This window comes from Cohnella candidum (genome assembly GCF_003713065.1).
Classification (GTDB): Bacteria; Bacillota; Bacilli; order Paenibacillales; family Paenibacillaceae; genus Cohnella; species Cohnella candidum.
The window spans coordinates 1,498,952-1,517,245 of record NZ_CP033433.1; the positions used below are offsets into that span (position 1 = coordinate 1,498,952).

An 18,294-nucleotide genomic window follows, 5' to 3' on the forward strand; every position below is an offset into this window, starting at 1 on the left:
AGACAACGAGATGCTGGCGATGGTATGCGCGAAATACAGAACGTTGGATGATGCCCTCAAGCTGAGAGAGGTGGACAAGCCCGTTCCCAAGGACGATGAAGTACTCATCAAGGTTTACGCTTCCTCGATCAATTCATGGGATTGGGATCTCATTAGAGGCAAGCCGTTAATCACAAGGCTCGGGGGACTGACGAAACCGCCGTATCCGATTCTCGGGGCGGACGTTGCGGGACGCGTGGAAGCGGTTGGCCGCAAGGTTAAAAGGCTCCGGCCTGGCGACGAAGTGCTCGGGGACGTATCGGGCTGCGGATGGGGCGGGTTCGCGGAGTATGTTTGCGCGCGCGAACACGTCCTGTCGCCGAAACCGGCCGGGATGACCTTTGAGCAGGCGGCGTCGATCCCGCAGGCGTCCGTGCTCGCGCTGCAAGGCCTTCGCGACAAAGGCCGCATTCGCCGGGGGATGCAGGTTTTAATCAATGGCGCAGGTGGAGGCGTTGGAACGTTTGCCGTGCAAATCGCCCGATATTTCGGAGCGGAAGTGACCGGAGTGGACAGGGGCGACAAATTGGAACTGATTCGTTCCCTCGGTGCCCGCCGCGCGGTAGATTATCGCAAGGAAGACATCACGATTGGGGAGCGGCGTTATGACCTCATCCTCGACGTGGCGGGATACCGGTCCGTTTTCGATTGGAAACGCGTCTTGAATCCCCGGGGAATCTACGTGATGCTCGGAGGGTCGATGGGACGAATCGGCCAAACGATACTGGCCGGACCGTGGATATCGTTGTCGGGCGGCGGAAGAATGGGGGTCCTGTTCCACAAGCCGAAACGGGAGGATCAGCAATTCGTGACGGAACTTTGCGAGTCGGGCCGAATCCAGCCGGTGATCGACAGGACTTATCCGCTGACCGGCGTCGCCGAAGCGCTGCGGTATCTCGGGGAAGGTCATGTCAAAGGCAAAGTCGTCATCCGCATGGACGTTTAGTGCGCGTTCAAGCAGCATTGCTGCAGATAAGCGGTAAAACTGGCGATATTCATCAGCATGTGCCGGTTGCTGCCTTCCAGCTTGCTGAGCAGGATGCCGCCTTCGAGCAGGGAAAAAGCGAAAGAGGCGAGCGCGTCCGCGTCTACGTCCTTCTTGAATTCCCCGGTACGAATCCCATCCTGAATAATGCTTTTCAAGGAGTCCAGAGTGGCGTTCAAGCCTCTCTGGGCTCTTTGGCGTAAAACGGGATGCGTATCGTCGCTTTCGACGGCCGTATTTTGCAAGGGACATCCGCCGGTGAACGGCGGGTCTTCGACGACGTTCTCATAGACGCGGAAATACGCCAGCAATCGACCTGCTGCGGTCGTCTCCCGGCCGATCGCATCGGCGAATTTACCGCCCACGATCCTCGCGGCGTAATTGTAGGCTTCAAGGGCGATCTCGTCCTTATTGCCGAAATGGCGGTAGATGCCGCCTTTTTGAATCCCGGTCGCGGCGATAATGTCGTTCAGCGACGAGCCGGCAAATCCTTGCCGGTTGAAAAGCTCCGCCGATTTCATGATGATGCGTTCCCGGGTTTGCTCTCCTTTTTTCATGTGCCCTCCAGGCGAACGAGTATTCGAATTACGTCCATTATACCAACTTCACGGAAAAAGCTCTTGCGCTCCTTCGGAACTATGATACCATAAAAGGGACCAATCGGTATCTTTTTTTGAACAGAAAGGCGGCGCCTGATGGATTCTAAACGTGTATATGAACGTCATTATGCTTGGATCGGACTTGGGGCATTATGGATCATCGGCTTCATCGGAGCGATTTCCCGTTTTATCATGGCGTCCTACCAGGTGCAAATGTCGGAGGACTTGGACGTGGGACGCGGCTTTATCTCGGCGGCTTGGTCCACGAACTTGTTTATCGCGGCGCTGTGCGCGCCGATCGGCGGAAAACTCGTCGACCGGTACGGGCCAAGGAAGGTGATGCTTCTTGCCAGCCTGTTCGGCATTTCGGGCACGGGCCTTGTTTATCTGGGCCACCAACCCGTGTTTTTCTTTACGGGCTACGGAATCTTATCCGGATTGGCCGGTCTTAGCGCGTCGACGGCTTACGTGCTGATCTTTCAATGGTTCGGACGGCACAAAGCGAAGGCCGCCGGCATTCTAAGCAGCGCTTCCTCGGTCGGTCTTGCCGTTTGCACGCCGGTTTTTCTCTCCAATGAAAACTTGACCTGGGAATACGCGTTTATGATTTCGGCGTTGATGGGATTGATCTTGACGATCCCGCTCATTCTGTTCGTCATTCGTCCCGATAAGGGGAACGTACCAACGGATGGTAAGTCAGAAACCGGCGTTCACGCGGAGAAAACGGATGAGTCGTCCGTCGCTCCGACGCTCAGAGAGCGTCTCCGCTGGCCATTGTTCATCGTGGCGTTCGCGTTGTTTACGTGCGGGCTCAACATGGGAACCGTCGAAATGAACCTGGTAGCGATCCATCAGCAGTCGGACGTTTCACCGGGAACGATCGCGCAGGCAATGGGCATTCTCGGCGTCATGGAAATCGTCGGCTCGCTCGCGTTCGGCTTCTTGATGGACGTAGCGGATAAACGGCTGTCAATGATGCTGCTCTATGGCATCCGGATTCTCGGCTTTTGGATTTTGCTGATTCACGCGCCGTGGTCTCCCGCCGTCTTCGCCGTCGCCTTCGGCATTACCTATCTGGGCGCGGTTCCCGGAGGAATGCTCATTGCCGGTCAGTACGCGAACCGCAAAGGGAGTCTGGTCGGCAATCTCATGCTGTTCCATCAAGCCGGCGGCATACTCGGGGCGTTGATCGGGGGTCTGGCGTACGATGCGTTCGGCAGCTATCAAGTCTTGATCGGCCTTGACGCCGTACTTTGCGGAATGGCGGCCGCCGGTTACGCCGTCTTGAAGCTTCGCCAATACTCACGCAAAGGGGAGATGAACGTTGCGGCTTAAAGATCAGTTGGAACAAGCGAAAGCCGGCTTTCTCTCGATCGCTCCGGAGGAGGCTCGGGACTCCATTCTCCTTCACATCGGGGAACTTCAGCGTTCCGGCATCGCCTTCGGCTTGAGGGAAGGGGAGGAAGCTCCGGATTTCGTATTGTCCGATCCTCTTGGAGAGGAAGTAACGCTGTATCGGGAGCTTGCGAAGGGACCCGTCGTACTTACGTTTTACCGCGGCGGCTGGTGCCCGTTCTGCAGCCTGCAACTGAGAGCGTACCAACAAATCCTGCCGGAAATCCGTAAGCTTGGCGGGCAATTGATCGCGGTTACTCCCCAAAGACCGGACCACACATTGTCACAATTGGAGAAAGAAGCTTTGGCATTTCGGGTGCTCAGCGATCCGCACGGGCATGTCGCAGATCGGTACGGGCTTCTGTACGAGTTGCCGGAATACCTGAGGCTTACCTTTGCGAATACGCTCAAAAGGGACCTGGCAGCCGTAAACGATACCGACCGATGGGTACTGCCGGTTCCAGGGACATTCATCGTCGATTCGGGCGGAATCGTCCGGCGTGCCCGCGTAGACCCGGATTTCATGCAGCGGATGGAACCTGAAGAAATCCTGGATGGATTAAAGGAATTGCGGGGCGATTAAAGAATTCATTCAAAAACGATTCGAGGGCAGGTGCTCCTATGAAAATCCTGATCACCGGTGCGACGGGCAGCGTCGGTTCCGGTGCGGCGGAGGCTTTGTCGACCGAACATGAGGTCCGGCTTTCGGACGTTCAAGCTTTGGACTCGGCACTTCCTTATTATCAAGCGGACGTTCGGGTGCCCGGAGCGCTTGATTCCGCTGCGGAAGGCGTGGACGTCATCCTCCACACTCCCGCCTTTCACGGCATCCGCATGGGCAAGCATTCTGAGCAGGAGTTTTACGATCTGAACGTCACGGGAACGTTCCAAATGTTCCAATCCGCGGTGCTGCGGAAGGTACGTCGCGTCGTCTGGCTGTCGAGCATGTCCTTTTACGGCAACGACTTCTACGCTTACACGAAAAAGGTCGGAGAGCAGCTATGCGCCTTCTACCATGAACGGCACGACATCGAAGTGATCATGCTGCGGCCCGCGGATTTTACTCCGTTTCGCGATCTGCTGCACTACGGAGAAAGAATGCTCCACGGCGGTGTGGACAGGCGGGACGTTATTCAAGCCGTCGTTAGCGCCGTTACATGTCCCGTGAAGTTCGGCGCCTATCATATCGTCCGTCAGGATCCGTTTACGGATGAGGAAGCGGCTTCGTACGCGGAAGCACCGGCAGACATTTGGGAGAAAGCTTATCCCGGCGCCAGGGATTTCATCCGCGAGCATGGTTTCCGGATGCCCGAGCAAATTCATGCATCGGATTTGTCCAAGGAACGAACGGAACTCGGCTATGAGCCCCGGTATAACTTCGGAACGTTCATGAAAGAGTATGGGGGGAACCGATAGGAGCAGAGCCCGCGTCCATGAAATTGAAACTCGGTGTCTTGTTTTCCGTATAATCGGGTTAAGGAATACGAGAAATTCAAGATGGAGGAATCATTTCACTTTATGGACCCGGCAAGCAAACGAATTCCGTTCTGGACATTGATCAAAAAAGGAAACATGTCGTCGGCGACGGCGGCGGTCGGCAACGCGCTGCTGGCGGGGGCGAAGGCTTTCGCGGCAGCTTTCACGGGAAACGGGACGATGTTCGCATCGGCCATGCATTCCGGCGCCGACGCCTTGAATCAAGGCTTCGTTTTCGTCGGCAGCGTATTGGCGGAACAGAAGGCGACGCGCAGGTTCCCGACCGGCTTCGGCCGCGTCATCAACATTTTCTGCATGATCGCGGTGCTCGTCGTCACGATCATGGCCTATGAAACGATTCTCAAGGGAATTCATCTGATCCAGCATCCCGGCGGGAAACCGTCCGGTTTTTGGCTGAATATCGCGGTGCTTTTGCTGACCCTCGTGGTGGACGGTTTTGTTTTAATCAAAGCGATGAAGGAAATCGCGTTCGAATCGCGTTCCGGCGCGAAGGGCTTGTCCGTCGTTCCCGCGGCATTCCGCCATGTCGGCAGGGCCGCTCCGCCTACGCGTCTCGTTTTCTACGAGGATCTGGTCGCGACTTCGGGCGCCGTTCTCGCTGTGCTGGCGGTTATCATTACCTCGTTTACGGATTTCGCCGTCATGGACGGCATGACGACCGTCGTCATCGGATGTTTGATGATTTTGGTCGCTTTCCGGGTAGGGTACGACAACATGGCCGGTTTGATCGGCGTCGCCGCGCCGCTGGAAGTCGAGGAAAAGGTGGCCAAGATCATTTTCTCGAACGACCAGGTGACCGACATTTACAAAATGCGCGTGCTGCAGGAAGGCCGGTATTATCACGTGGAAGGGATGATCGAGCTGCGTCCCGGCCTGTCCCTCGCCGATGCCGACGATATCAAATTCAAGGTCATCGACAAACTGTTGCTCGATCCGGACATTGCGGACGTAACGATCAGCATTCTCGAAGACAACGGCGTCCGGAATTGGCGTGCAGGCGAGACCCTAGAATAGCGGTCCAAACGAATAAGGAGCAGTTTGCCACAGGCAACTGCTCCTTATTGTTTCATACTTGTCGTCGTCAAGCCCATTCTCTGGCCCACATTTTCATTTCGTGGATGATTTTATGGAGCGCTTGACCTTTGACCGTTAAACCGTACTCCACGGTCGGAGGGACGGTCGCAAAAGCTTCCCGAACGAGTATGTCATGAACCTCAAGGTGACGCAGCGTATCCGTGAGCGCTTTCGAACTGACGCCGTGAATGGCGGATTTGAGTTCGCCGAAGCGCTTTTTGCCGTGCGTCAGCTCCCGAATGACCAAGAAGGTCCACTTGCCGCCTATGACGTTCAGTGCCTTTTCGATGGAACATTCGTAAGTTTGAGTTTGCAATTCCGCTTCCATTCGATCTGATCTCCTCGAAAACGATTGGCTATTATTCTCATTATACAGAGCGATGACAACATATATCAATGACGCCCAATGGTAACTTCAAGGTAACAAAGGCAAGTTAAATTGCGTACTTCCGGGTCATTCGTTTTTATTCTATGCTTGAAAGGCAAGGACTATCTTCCAGGATTCGAAAGGGGATACCGATCATGCAGAAAACGAAATTCGGACGGACGGGCCTTCCGGTTACGCGTCTTGGATTCGGAGCCATGGAGATTCGGGGACCGCGGATTTGGAGCGGACGTCCCGTCACGGATGCCGAAGCCGAATCGATTCTCAATGCCGTACTCGACGCCGGGATTAATTTCATTGACACCGCTTACGACTACGGCTTGAGCGAAGAGTATATCGGACGTTACATCCGCCATCGCCGGGATGAATACTTTCTGGCGACGAAATGCGGGTGCACGGTCGTGAATGCCGGCGATCACGACGATACGCCGCACGTATGGACCAAAGAAAACCTGTTGCATAACATCGAAACGAGCTTGCGCCGGATGAATACGGATTATATCGATTTATGGCAGCTTCATAACCCGTCGGTCGAGCAGGTAAAAGATGGACAGCTGATCGAGGTGCTGAAGGAAGTACAAGCATCCGGCAAAGTCCGCTGGATCGGCATCTCCTCGACGCTGCCGCACATTTCGGAATTCATAAGCACGGGAGTATTCGATTCGTTCCAAATTCCGTACTCGGCACTGGAAAGGGATCACGAGACGATCATTTCGGACGCGGCATCGGCCGGGGCCGGTACGATCATACGAGGCGGAGTCGGCCGCGGGGAACCCGGAGCCGGCCTCGGCAGCCAAGACAGGTGGGCGACTTGGGAGAAAGCGGGTTTGGACGAATTGTTGGACGAAGGTGAAAGCCGGACCGCGTTCATCCTCCGGTATACGCTGAGCCATCCGGATATGCATTCGACGATCGTCGGCACGAAGAACCCGGAGCATCTCGCCGAGAACGTCAAGGTTGCCGAGAAAGGGCCGTTGAAACCTGAAGTTTACGAGGAAGCGAAACGCCGTCTGCTGGAGGCCGGACAAGGCCCGAAATCATAAGATTATCCTGAGAAGTCTCCCTGCGCGGAGGCGTCTCTTTTTTTTGAGCAAACGACGAGCCGAACACAGGAATCTACCAAATCGGTGACGAAAAAGCGTTTACAGAAGAGGATGCGACCTCTAGTATTTGGGGTGTGATCGAGAGGGCTTGACCATCAAGCCCATCAGCTTACTTCTGGGGGCGACAGCTTGAATCCATCCGTACACGTCATTTCCCATACGCATTGGGACCGCGAGTGGTACATGCCTTACGAAAAACACCATGTTCGTCTCATAGAGCTGATGGACCGGCTTCTGGATGTGCTGGAGAGGAACCCCGGTTTCCGCAGCTTCCATCTCGACGGCCAGACGATCGTGCTGGACGATTATTTGGAGGTCCGACCGGAGCGGCGGGACCAGGTGATGCGGTACGTCGCCGAAGGCCGGCTTAGTACCGGACCTTGGTACATTCTGCAGGACGAATTCCTGACCAGCGGCGAAGCGAACCTCCGCAACCTGCTGATTGGGCACCGGGATGCCGCGCGTTACGGGGCGGTTACGAAAATCGGCTATTTCCCCGATTCGTTCGGCAACATCGGGCAGGCTCCTCAAATCCTGAAGCAGGCGGGGATGGCGACCGCCGTATTCGGACGGGGCGTGAAACCGACCGGCTTCAATAATGCCGTCGCCGAATCGGCGCATTATGAATCCCCCTATTCGGAAATGGTCTGGCGGTCTCCGGACGGTTCCGAGGTGCTCGGCATCCTGTTCGCGAACTGGTACCACAACGGAATGGAAATCCCGACGGACCCCGAACAAGCCGCAGCCTATTGGAGAACGAAGCTGGCGGACGTAGAGAGATACGCTTCGACGCGGCATTTGCTGTTCATGAACGGCTGCGACCACCAGCCTGTCCAACTTGACGTTCCTCTGGCTTTGGAAACGGCAGCCAAACTGTATCCGGAACTTACTTTTATCCATTCGAACTTCGCCGACTATGCGGAGGCCGTGGCAAGCAGCGTTCCCGAAGATTTGACGGTCGTGCAAGGAGAGCTGCGAAGCCAGCGGACCGACGGCTGGGGAACGCTCGTCAATACGGCGTCCGCGCGGGTTTACATCAAGCAGGAGAACGACCGGATCCAAACGCTTCTTGAGAACGTTGCGGAGCCTTTGGCCACATTCGCGGCGATGGCCGGCACGTCATATCCGCATCATTTGTTCGTTCATGCTTGGAAAATCCTGATGCAGAACCACCCGCACGACAGCATTTGCGGCTGCAGCGTCGACGAAGTTCATCGCGAAATGATGACCCGATTCGCGAAGAGCCGGCACTTGGCGGAAGCGTTGGCAACGCAAAGCGCGGAGGCCATCGCCGCCCGTGCGGATACTTCGGCATTCTCCGATTACGCAGGTGCGCGTCCGTTCGTCGCTTTCAACACGAGCGGCTGGATGCGGAACGGGACGATCGAAATCGAACTGGAAATCGCTCGCGCTCCGTTAGGCGAGGATTTCGCTGCGGTTCGTGCCGGACTGGCGGCCATTTCCGCCGTCGGCCGCGTGATCGATCCGTCGGGCAACCCCGTCGTCAGCCGTACGGAGGATCTCGGCGTCCGCTTCGGCTATGAACTGCCGGACGACCGGTTCCGCCAGCCTTACTGGGCTCGGGTGATCCGGATCGTCATGCAAGCGGATCACGTGCCGGCGCTCGGATACGGCGCGTATGCGTGGATTCCGACCGATGAAGCGGAAGCAGAACCGCAAGGTTCTTTGTTCATAGACGGCCGGACGATGGAGAATGATCGACTTCGCGTCACGGTGGCCGACGACGGAACGCTTACGCTAACGGACAAGGAAAACGGCCGGACGTACGGAGGGTTGTGCGAATATGAGAACGTGGGCGATATCGGCAACGAATACATGTTCAAGCAGCCCGAGGGTGAAGTTCCGCTCACCACCAAAGGTTTGCCTGCGCAAATCCGGGCGGCGGAGGACCTTCCGTTCCGGGCGACGTTGGAATTCCGGCACGAATGGGAAATACCGGGCTCCGCGGACGCGCTTCTGGAGGAAGAACGTGAAGCGATGGTTCCGTTCCCGGTCAGAAAGGCGCAGCGCTCGGCCGAAAGGGTTCCGTTCGTCGTGACGACCCGCGTTACGCTGGAGAAGGGTTCCGAAACGGTTCAGGTGTCCGTTTCCTTCGACAATACCGCGCGCGACCATCGTCTCCGCGTCCTCGTTCCGACCGGCATTGAAACGGACCGTCATTACGCAGACTCGATATTCGAAATCCCGGAACGGCCGAACGTGCCCGCGCCCGAATGGACAAACCCGAGCTATTGCCACCATCAGCAGTCTTTCGCGGGCGTGGATAACGAGGAGGAAGGTTTCCTGGTCGCCAACCGCGGCTTAAACGAATACGAGGTGCTCCGGGACGGACGGAACACGATCGCGGTGACGCTGCTCCGCGCCGTCGGCGAGTTGGGCGACTGGGGCGTGTTCCCGACGCCGGAAGCCCAATGCCCGGGACGCCATACCGCCGAGTTCGCGCTGATTCCTTACCGCGGTGCGAAAGCTCGGTCCGGAGCGGCCGCACGCGCCTCCCAGTATAAAGTTCCGTGGACCGTCCGGCAGACCGATGTTCACGAAGGAAAACTCCCGTCCCGGCATGCTTTCCTCGCGTGGGAAGGCGATTCACTGGCTCTCACGGCCGTGAAGGTGAACGAGAACACCGGCGACCTGATGTTCCGTTGGTACAACATGTCCCGTTCGGAATCGCGGTTGACCGCAGTCTTGCAGGCCGTTACCGGTGAAGGGGAATGGTACGAGAGCAACGTGCTGGAAGAGGTTTTGTCCGAACGTCAGCCAGGCGCAGCCGGTATCGGCCGAATCGAGAGAGAAGTCCGTCCCTCGGAAATCGTCACGCTCGGCTTCCGAACGAAGTAAACGCACTAATTACGCGAAACGGAGTGAATGTCCCGATGATTCCGATTCAACCGATATGGCAAAATCCCGGCATCTTTCAGATCAACCGAGAGCCTGCGCGCTCGCACTATGTTCCGTTCGCCGGCGCGACGCAAGCGAAGAGAGGCCGGCGGGGCGAGTCTCCGTTCTACCAGACCCTGAACGGCTCCTGGAAATTCCAATACCGGGAAAGCGTCACCTTGGTGAAGGAAGCGTTCTACGAAGAGGGTTTTGACGCCGGCGCTTGGGACGACCTCATCGTTCCTTCCTGCTGGCAGACGAACGGTTACGATCAAATGCACTACACGAACGTGAATTATCCGTTTCCGGTCGACCCGCCGCACGTGCCGGACCGGAACCCGGCCGGTTTGTACATCCGGGATTTCAATATCGCAGCCGGATGGGAAGGCAAGTCCAAGTACGCCGTATTCGAAGGCGTCAACTCCTGTTTCTACCTGTGGGTGAACGGTTCTTTCGTCGGCTACAGCCAAGGAAGCCGCGTCCCCGCTGAATTCGACCTGTCGCCGTATCTGCGCTCCGGCAAGAATCGCATGGCCGTTCTCGTGCTCAAGTGGTGCGACGGCTCCTATCTGGAGGACCAAGACCTGTGGAGGTACTCCGGTATTTTCCGCGACGTCTACCTGCTGGCAAGGGATCAGAAGCACGTCCGTGACGCGGAAGTGCGGCAAAAGCTCTCTGAAGGACTGGACCGGGCGGAAGCGGAGATTGTTCTTGACGTGACAGGCGCGCTCGACGTCCGGGCGGAGTTGTTCGACGCGGATGGCCAAGTGGTCGGCACGGGCAACGTTACGCTGAACGGCGGCAAGGGCAGCATCCTTCTGGAAGTGGAGCAGCCGCGCTTATGGAGCGCCGAATCCCCGTATTTGTATCAGTTGTACCTTTATGCGGGAGAAGAAGTTCTGCGGTTCCCCGTCGGCTTCCGGCGTATCGAGATCACGGACGGCGTGTTCCGGGTTAACGGCGCCGCGGTCAAGCTGAAAGGCGTCAACCGCCACGATTCCCATCCCGTGCTCGGCCAAACGGTTTCCCTGAACCATATGATCGCGGATTTGCTCCTGATGAAACGGCACAACGTGAACGCGATCCGAGCTTCGCATTACCCGAACGATCCGCGTTTCCTCGAGCTTTGCGATCATTACGGCTTTTACGTCGTGGACGAAGCCGACTTGGAGAGCCACGGCATGGGCAACGCGGGGCCGTGGGAATCCGGGATTCTTCACCGACTGACCGCCGATCCGGCTTGGCTAGGCGCATATCTGGACCGGGCCGAGCGGATGGTCGAGCGCGACAAAAACCGGGCTTGCGTCGTCATGTGGTCGCTCGGCAACGAGTCCGGCTACGGCATTAACCACATCGCCATGGCGGAATGGATCAAGCAGCGGGATCCGTCCCGCCCGGTCCACTACGAAAGCGCGGCGCCCGGCTACAAGGGCCATCCGAATATCGACTGCCTGGACGTCGAAAGCCGGATGTACGCGACCGTCGATTACATCGAGGAATACGCACGCAACGCCGACAATAAGAAACCGATGTTTCTGTGCGAATACAGCCACGCGATGGGCAACGGACCGGGCGACTTGAAAGACTATTGGGATGTCATTTACCGGTATCCGAAACTGATGGGCGGCTGCGTGTGGGAGTGGTGCGACCACGGCATTGCGGCGACAACCGCCGACGGGCGGCCTTATTACGCTTACGGCGGCGATTTCGGGGATATGCCCCATGACGGGAACTTCTGCGTTGACGGACTGGTCAGCCCGGATCGGAAGCCGCACGCCGGCTTGCTGGAGCTGAAGCAGGTGATCGCGCCCGTCCGCTTCGAAGCGGAGGATTTGGCCGCGGGCTTAATCCGGGTTACGAACGGCTACGACTTCCGGGATTTGTCGCACGTTTCGCTGTACTGGAAAGTCGAGGAGGAGGGAGAACTGCTGGCGCAAGGCTCTATCCAAGAGCTAAACGTCGGTCCCCAAACGGATGCAATCATCACGCTGCCGTATGCTCAGACGCCGGAGACGGAAGGCGAGCTCGTACTGACCCTCTCGTGCCGACTCCGGGAAGAAACCGACTGGGCGGAGCCGGGCTATGAATTGGCATTCGGCCAGTTCCGGATCGCAGCCACGAATGTTGCTGCTTCATCGGATGTTCCGGTTGTTCGCAAAAAAATGTCGGCCATGGAAACGAACGGGCAGTTGGTCATTGAAGGCTTCGATTTTGAGTACGCGTTCGATCTTTCGTCCGGTACGTTCGTGAGCATCTCTAAAAACGGCGTACCGCTGCTGGCGGAACCGGCACGCTTCGCCATCTGGCGGGCGCCGACGGACAACGACATGCACATCAGGAAGAAGTGGCAGGAGGAAGGCTACGACCGGGCGGAAACGAAGGTCTATCTCTGCGAATGGAACCAACCGTCGCCCGAACGCGCGGAAATCCGCGTATCGTACGCCTTAGCGGGTTATTCCAAACCTCCGGTCCTGCGCGGAACGGCGGAGTGGACCGTGTACGGCGACGGAGAAATCCGGCTCGGGACGGACGTCGAGGTTCGCGAGGAACTGCCGTATTTGCCGAGATTCGGCTTGCGGTGGGCGATGCCGGAAAACAGCGACGAAGTCGAATATTTCGGCTACGGCCCGCACGAGAGCTATGTCGACAAGCGCCAAAGCGTCAAGCTCGGCCGTTATCTCCTTACGGTGAACGACATGTACGTACCGTACATCATGCCGCAAGAGCATGGTTCCCGTTACGGAACCGAATGGGCGATCGTGTCGAACGAGCAGGGGATAGGGCTGCGGTTCGCCTCCTCCGAACCGTTCTCGTTCAACGCTTCCCATTTTACGCCGGAGGATTTGACGATCGCGACCCATGAGCCGGAGCTGTCCCCGAGAAAGGAAACGATCGTCCATCTTGATTACCGCATGAGCGGCGTGGGCTCCAATTCCTGCGGTCCCGAGCTGGCGGAGAAATACCGACTCGGCGAGAAGCGATTCCGTTTCGACCTGTCGATCCTGCCGGTTTTCAAAGAGGACTAAGAGGAAGGCGGCTCCTACCAAACGGGGGCCGCTTCTCTTATTCGCCGGCTGTCAATTTTTACAATATAAAGATTTCGGAAACTTCATCCCGGGCTGTCTTATAATAGTCTCATCAAGTCACTATCACCGAGGTGAACCCATGCGGCGCTTGGTCTCGGCTTTCCGGACGTCGATACGGCAGAACAAGCTGTTCTACTCTTTGAAAAACAGGGTAACGGCCGTTTTTCTGCTCAGTTCCATGATTACGTTCATTCTTGTAAGCGCTGCCTCTTACTATACGATCTATTCAATTCTTTACAATAAAATCGAGAAAAGCATCCAATTGACGCTGGATCAGGTGTCCCGGGATACCGATTCCGCCATGGACAACCTGCTGTCCGTATCGAGCCAGCTCAGCTATGGCGGCATCGTGTCTAACGATTTGGCGAACTTCCTGTCCACGGACAGCTATTCGAGCAAACGCACGCACTACGACAATATCAACTCTTACTTGAACCTGATCGATTACACGAACCCGACGGCGGGTTTCCATTTTTATTACCGGAAAGATTCGAAGGACATCCTGTTCGGCAATGCCAACCTGAACCGGGATTTTAGCCTGGACGGCCTTCCCGTGCTGACCCAGAAGACGCTTTTCACCTTTTACGGCCCTTACAAGTCGTTCTCGGGCGGCCAGAGCGACCTGGTCATTTCCATGTCGCGCCCGGTCGACATCCAAGGGGACTACAGCCTGAAGCTCTACCTGGAATCGAACCTGAGCGTGCTGCCGCGGATTCTGAAAACGGAGCAGCTCGGCATGCCGGTCAGTTACGCGATCGTCAGCGATGCCGGTCAGGTGGTGTACAGCGAGCTGCCGGACGTTTTGACGCAAGGAGCGGCTTATGCCGGAGGGCTAAAGTCGACTCCGGATGCTTATTTGTTCGAAAGCGGCAGCCACTATGGCTGGAAGCTGCTTGCGGCGTTCAATAAAAGCGCGTTTAATCTGGAAATCCGGAACTGGGCGCTGAGAATGGGCTTGCTCGGCATCGGGGTGATGCTTATCAGCCTCATGCTCGGCTATGTAGTCTGGCGCGCGGTGTACGTGCCGATCCGCGTGTTCAAGAAGGAAATCAACCTGATGGCTTCCAGTCAGTTCGACACGGTGACCGAGCGGACGAACGTAGCCGAATTCGACAAGGTGCTCAAGGAATTCCACCAGATGAAAGACCGGATCCAGTCGCTGCTCGTGGAAGTGAAGCAGAAGGAAACGGATAAACGGCAGCTGGAGGTCGACAAGCTGCTGTCCCAGATCAATCCCCATTTTCTATACAACACCCTGAACACGGTGCAATGGATCGCCAGGGCCGAAAGACAACCGAAGATCGTCAAGCTCGTCGCGGAACTGACGCGCCTTCTGCGATACAACCTCGGGAAGGAAGGCTCCGTCGTCACGGTCGCGCGGGAGCTGTCGGCCTTGAAGGATTACGTTTCCTTGCAGCTCGTGCGCAACGACCACCAGTTCGAGGTACTCTTTGAAGTGGACGAGGGTGTCGATAACGTGGCCATCCCGCGGTTCATTCTGCAGCCGCTCGTGGAAAACGCGATTTATCACGGCTTGAACGAAGGAGAGGGAACGATCGTCGTCAAGGTCGCGAAGGAAGGACCGAACCTCGTCACCGTCCAAGTTCAGGACGACGGCGCCGGCTTGTCGGAAGACCGGCTGCGGCTGATGCTTGAAGGTGGACGGGAGGGGCGGACCGACGTCGGGCTCGGCATCGGGCTCAGTTACGTGAACAAAATGCTGGAGGTTCATTACGGGGAAGGCTGCAAACTGTCGATCGACAGCTTGCCGGGTGCCGGAACGACGTATAGCTTCGCCATTCCGAACAGGGAGGTTCAACACCATGAGGATTTGGAACAACAGCGGGCATGACGAAGGCAGCCGCCACGCCATCGGCAACGGACACATGCTCGTTTACGGCATCGGACCGAACCTGGAGTACGTGTACGGACCTCCATACAGCAGCCCGCCTTTCATCTCCATGAACATTGAATCGGCAGGGGCTGAGCTGTCTTGCGAGACGGAGAGGGTGACGGGCAGCGCGGTTTGGAAGCATCGAGTCCGGAAGTCCGACCGCAAGCAAGCGGCGATCATAACGGATTACATGCTGCCGGATCGGAATTTGTTCGTGCGGGACATCGAAGCGGAGACCGGACTCCGTTTCCGGCTCGAACCGCTGCCGGGGATCCGCAAGGTGAATGCCGGCGGAAGTTATTTCGGGGAAATTCCCGGCGCCGTTTCGTTTCTGTTCAGCTATGCGAAAGGCCCGACGTTTCTGGCTTACGATCCGGTCACCGAGGAAGGCGAGCTTCTCGTCACGGTGGTCGGAGGAGAATGGAGGGAAGACGACCGGGAAGGCGTTCCCGTCCTTCGGGTGTTACCGGGAAAGTCCCGAATCGTCTTCGCTGCGGGCTTCCGATTTCCGGACTTGATACGCGATACCGCCGAGGCTTTGTTGGAAGTCGAAGACGACTCACTCGAGCGGACGATGGCGTTCTGGCATCAATATACGTCCAGGCGGACGAATTTCGACTCGCTCATTCCGGATGCGCATCCAAGGAAAGCGGAAATGCTCGCGGCGATCGACAGCGTATCCGTTCTGCTGAAATGCCAACAGTCCTCGGAGGGCGGCGGCGTGCCCGGACATCGATACAGCCCGATGGCTTATGTGCGGGATCTCGCGGGCGTTCTTCGCGGCTACCTCGCTTTGGGTTACCGCGAAGAGGCCCGGGCGATCTTGCAGTTCTGGAAGCGAAAGTGGGAACGCTTCGGCAATCTCGAGAACGCGGAAGGCGTCGGCGACGATTCCGTCCGTCTCAGCGGAGGCAATAACGAAGTGGAAGTCCCCGCGCTGATGCTGCTGTGCTGCTTCGAATATGACCGAGCGACGGGAGACGAACATTTGCTTCGGGACCTATGGCCCGCGATGGAATGGGCGTTCTCGGTCCAGTTGGGGCATCTCGCCGGCGGCATGCTCGAATTCAGCAGCGACGAAACCTACATCGCGGGAGGCGTGTTTCCTCGCCGCCTCATCTTCCAAGGTTCCGCGGAAGCGACCCTGATGTTCGTGACGGGCGGCGCGAGGCTGCTCGAGTGGGCGCAAAGGCGCGGCCTTCTGGCCGGCCCGAAATTGGCGTTCTACCGGGAGAAGCTGGAGGAAGCGGAGCGGCTGTTCAAACGCAACTTCGTGCCGGACGGCGTGCTTTATGCGAATCAGCCGGCCAGGGCGCGGATCGCGGGAAAACCCAAGTTTTTGTTCGGTTTCTGCGACGCCCACGGCGGCTTGGACGGCCGGTTGGTGAATCGCTGGCTGGAGCTTCAGGAGCAAGGATATTACTTATGCGCGGAATGCCGGGGCCGCAAGATGCCGGAGCCCGCGGTCGACGAGAACAAGCTTTACGAGTTGAACTCCGTCAACCTGATTCCGCTGTACATCGGAAGCGAGCTGTTTACGCGGGAAGAGGCGGCTGCCGTCGTCAAGCCGGGGTTTGACCGGTTTGCCGAAGAGGGTAAGATTCCTTCCGATATCGGAGGCACCCGCTCACTCGGGTACGATTGCGGACTGATGCTCTACAACGCCGCGAAACTCGGCGATCCGATTCAAGAGAAGCTGCTGGACAAGGTGCTGAGCCTGCTGGATCCGGCGGGAGCTTGGGCTGAATATTACGATGACGATAAACCCGCGGATTGCTGCCGCGCGAGACCTTGGGAAAGCGCCATGAACATCGAAGGAATCGCGGCATATATCCGATCTTTGAACTGTGAAAGTGAGGTCGGCTGAGATGAACAAAGTGCTGGTCGTGGACGACGAGAAGCTGGTCCGTCAAGGAATTATCACCACTTTCCCTTGGGAGAAGCACGGCTTTCAGGTGACTTGTGACGCCGGCAGCGGAGAGAAAGCGCTGGAGCTTCTGGAGCGGGAGGAAATCGATCTTCTGGTGACCGACCTTGCGATGAACGGCATGTCGGGGCTGGAACTGATCAAGCGGGTGAAAGAGTCGCGCCGGGATCTGCCCGTCGTGATCCTGACCTGCCATGACAATTTCCGATACATCCAGGAAGCGATGCGTCTCGGCGTGCTCGATTACATCGTGAAGACGGAGATCGAGGACGAGATCGTGGACGAAACGCTGACGCGAATCGCCGGGAAGCTGGCGGAAGAGCGTTCTCCTTACGAGCCGGCGAAATCGGGGGCGGATTCGAAACGTCAGACAAGCGACGGGCTGTTGTTGTGCGGCCCGTCCAGATCGAGCAGGCCTGCCGAACTGCTGTGGAAAGATGAATGGGAGGGCTGGGTCGGCCGGATGACGGAAATCGACGCGGCAACGTGGCTGCTTCGCGTGACGCCTGCCGAAGCGGATCGGCTGACGGCCAAGTTCGCGGCCATGCCGGAAACCGGCGGATGGCTTTGCATCCACGTGACCGGGATCGGAGAGGCGAACGAAGCGGAAGCGGCGGCGAAGCTCAAGCAGTATCGGAAGCGCGTTTTGTTCTATGCTTCGGGGGGGAGGCTCCAGACACGGGGTTGGTCCGACGTTGCGGCAGTGACTAACCCGTCGGATGAGGTCGCCGTGTCCGCCGCAGCGCTCCGTGCGGATTGGCTTTCCGCGGATTGGGTGTACGATGATAGCGACTTCGAAAGGCTTCTCGCAACGACAGCCGGGAGCGGCATGGAAGCGGAAGAGCTGCGGAACATGCTTTACCCCGTCGCCTTGGAATGGGAACGTTTGCTGGATAACGGGACCTTGAACGAGTTTCACGGTTTGGCGGGGTCGGGGCTGTTTTGGAAGGAATGGGAGTCCGGGCTGCGCAGCTTCCGGCAATCCATCCGGCAAACGGTCGGCCGCAACGCGACGCGCCAAACGTCCGAAGCCGTGTTCCGCGCGATCGAGCTGATGCGGGAGGCGATCGACTCGGAGTCCGGCGAGGCGGAGATCGCCAGAGCCGTTGGCATGAGCCGCGGCCATTTCAGCAAATCGTTCAAGAAAGTGACCGGCAAATCCTACGGGGAATACCTCCGGCTCATCAAGCTGGAGCGCGCCAAGGAAATGATCCTCCGCACCGACGAGCCCATCACGCGCGTGGCGGAGCTGTGCGGGTTCAGCGATTACCGGCATTTCAGCCGCGTTTTCCGCGATTATACCGGCAAGCTGCCGACCGAATACCGCAAAGCGGGCGCCCTGGACTGAATATGGGCGTGCAAGTGTGAAAAAAGTGTGCGGACAGTGTGAAAGCGGTTCCAGTAAACGGTTA

At 57.6% G+C, this 18,294-nt stretch carries 13 protein-coding genes; 11 read left to right on the forward strand and 2 right to left on the reverse strand.

Going from position 1 to position 18,294, the window contains the following annotated elements; translation table 11 throughout:
- The first annotated feature begins 10 nt into the window (after window positions 1-10).
- A complete protein-coding gene (locus tag EAV92_RS07005) occupies window positions 11-985 on the forward strand; it encodes an NAD(P)-dependent alcohol dehydrogenase (protein WP_123040400.1) in 975 nt (324 codons plus the stop codon).
- On the opposite strand, the gene EAV92_RS07010 is transcribed toward EAV92_RS07005, so the two are convergent.
- Window positions 982-1,581, reverse strand: coding sequence for a TetR/AcrR family transcriptional regulator (locus EAV92_RS07010; RefSeq protein ID WP_123040401.1), 600 nt, complete (start codon window positions 1,579-1,581; stop codon window positions 982-984). The two genes, EAV92_RS07005 and EAV92_RS07010, sit on opposite strands and share 4 nt — an antisense overlap.
- Before the next feature lie 138 nt (window positions 1,582-1,719).
- On the opposite strand from EAV92_RS07010, the gene EAV92_RS07015 reads away from it, so the two are divergent.
- From EAV92_RS07015 to EAV92_RS07030, 4 genes are all read left to right on the forward strand, one after another.
- Window positions 1,720-2,958 (forward strand): MFS transporter, encoded by a 1,239-nt coding sequence (locus EAV92_RS07015; RefSeq protein WP_123040402.1) that lies wholly within the window; start codon window positions 1,720-1,722, stop codon window positions 2,956-2,958.
- Entirely contained in the window at window positions 2,948-3,601 is a 654-nt protein-coding gene (locus tag EAV92_RS07020; protein WP_123040403.1) for a peroxiredoxin-like family protein, read from the forward strand. Before EAV92_RS07015 ends, EAV92_RS07020 begins: the two co-directional genes overlap by 11 nt.
- Window positions 3,602-3,639: 38 nt before the next feature.
- Window positions 3,640-4,434, forward strand: coding sequence for an NAD-dependent epimerase/dehydratase family protein (locus EAV92_RS07025; RefSeq protein ID WP_123040404.1), 795 nt, complete (start codon window positions 3,640-3,642; stop codon window positions 4,432-4,434).
- Between the two features lie 102 nt (window positions 4,435-4,536).
- Window positions 4,537-5,529 carry a cation diffusion facilitator family transporter gene (locus tag EAV92_RS07030; RefSeq protein ID WP_123040405.1) on the forward strand — a complete coding sequence of 331 codons (993 nt, stop codon included), beginning with the start codon at window positions 4,537-4,539 and terminating at the stop codon, window positions 5,527-5,529.
- 67 nt (window positions 5,530-5,596) lie between these two features.
- Here EAV92_RS07030 and EAV92_RS07035 read toward each other — a convergent pair whose 3' ends face one another.
- Window positions 5,597-5,917 (reverse strand): winged helix-turn-helix transcriptional regulator, encoded by a 321-nt coding sequence (locus tag EAV92_RS07035; protein ID WP_123040406.1) that lies wholly within the window; start codon window positions 5,915-5,917, stop codon window positions 5,597-5,599.
- Window positions 5,918-6,111: 194 nt separating this feature from the next.
- On the opposite strand from EAV92_RS07035, the gene EAV92_RS07040 reads away from it, so the two are divergent.
- The 6 genes from EAV92_RS07040 to EAV92_RS07065 all read left to right on the forward strand — a co-directional run bounded on the left by EAV92_RS07040 (window position 6,112) and on the right by EAV92_RS07065 (window position 18,230).
- Window positions 6,112-7,017 carry an aldo/keto reductase gene (locus EAV92_RS07040; RefSeq protein ID WP_123040407.1) on the forward strand — a complete coding sequence of 302 codons (906 nt, stop codon included), beginning with the start codon at window positions 6,112-6,114 and terminating at the stop codon, window positions 7,015-7,017.
- A 189-nt stretch (window positions 7,018-7,206) separates the two neighbouring features.
- The gene (locus tag EAV92_RS07045) at window positions 7,207-9,936 is read left to right on the forward strand and encodes an alpha-mannosidase (RefSeq protein ID WP_241158465.1); all 2,730 of its coding nucleotides are present in this window, start codon (window positions 7,207-7,209) and stop codon (window positions 9,934-9,936) included.
- Between the two features lie 35 nt (window positions 9,937-9,971).
- Window positions 9,972-13,001 (forward strand): glycoside hydrolase family 2 TIM barrel-domain containing protein, encoded by a 3,030-nt coding sequence (locus EAV92_RS07050; RefSeq protein WP_123040408.1) that lies wholly within the window; start codon window positions 9,972-9,974, stop codon window positions 12,999-13,001.
- A gap of 139 nt (window positions 13,002-13,140) precedes the next feature.
- The gene (locus EAV92_RS07055) at window positions 13,141-14,913 is read left to right on the forward strand and encodes a sensor histidine kinase (protein ID WP_123040409.1); all 1,773 of its coding nucleotides are present in this window, start codon (window positions 13,141-13,143) and stop codon (window positions 14,911-14,913) included.
- Window positions 14,885-16,822 (forward strand): glucosidase family protein, encoded by a 1,938-nt coding sequence (locus tag EAV92_RS07060; RefSeq protein WP_123040410.1) that lies wholly within the window; start codon window positions 14,885-14,887, stop codon window positions 16,820-16,822. The genes EAV92_RS07055 and EAV92_RS07060 overlap by 29 nt, the downstream gene beginning before the upstream one ends.
- 1 nt (window position 16,823) lies before the next feature.
- Complete coding sequence (locus EAV92_RS07065) at window positions 16,824-18,230, forward strand: response regulator transcription factor (RefSeq protein ID WP_123040411.1); 1,407 nt, start codon at window positions 16,824-16,826, stop codon at window positions 18,228-18,230.
- The last annotated feature ends 64 nt before the right edge of the window (window positions 18,231-18,294 follow it).

Excerpts from the sequence above, each read along its gene's own strand:
- EAV92_RS07005 (WP_123040400.1), top strand. The coding sequence starts at position 11 with ATGCTGGCGATGGTATGCGCGAAATACAGAACGTTGGATGATGCCCTC.
- EAV92_RS07010 (WP_123040401.1), bottom strand. The coding sequence starts at position 1,581 with ATGAAAAAAGGAGAGCAAACCCGGGAACGCATCATCATGAAATCGGCG.
- EAV92_RS07015 (WP_123040402.1), top strand. The coding sequence starts at position 1,720 with ATGGATTCTAAACGTGTATATGAACGTCATTATGCTTGGATCGGACTT.
- EAV92_RS07025 (WP_123040404.1), top strand. The coding sequence starts at position 3,640 with ATGAAAATCCTGATCACCGGTGCGACGGGCAGCGTCGGTTCCGGTGCG.
- EAV92_RS07030 (WP_123040405.1), top strand. The coding sequence starts at position 4,537 with ATGGACCCGGCAAGCAAACGAATTCCGTTCTGGACATTGATCAAAAAA.
- EAV92_RS07035 (WP_123040406.1), bottom strand. The coding sequence starts at position 5,917 with ATGGAAGCGGAATTGCAAACTCAAACTTACGAATGTTCCATCGAAAAG.
- EAV92_RS07040 (WP_123040407.1), top strand. The coding sequence starts at position 6,112 with ATGCAGAAAACGAAATTCGGACGGACGGGCCTTCCGGTTACGCGTCTT.
- EAV92_RS07050 (WP_123040408.1), top strand. The coding sequence starts at position 9,972 with ATGATTCCGATTCAACCGATATGGCAAAATCCCGGCATCTTTCAGATC.
- EAV92_RS07055 (WP_123040409.1), top strand. The coding sequence starts at position 13,141 with ATGCGGCGCTTGGTCTCGGCTTTCCGGACGTCGATACGGCAGAACAAG.
- EAV92_RS07060 (WP_123040410.1), top strand. The coding sequence starts at position 14,885 with ATGAGGATTTGGAACAACAGCGGGCATGACGAAGGCAGCCGCCACGCC.
- EAV92_RS07065 (WP_123040411.1), top strand. The coding sequence starts at position 16,824 with ATGAACAAAGTGCTGGTCGTGGACGACGAGAAGCTGGTCCGTCAAGGA.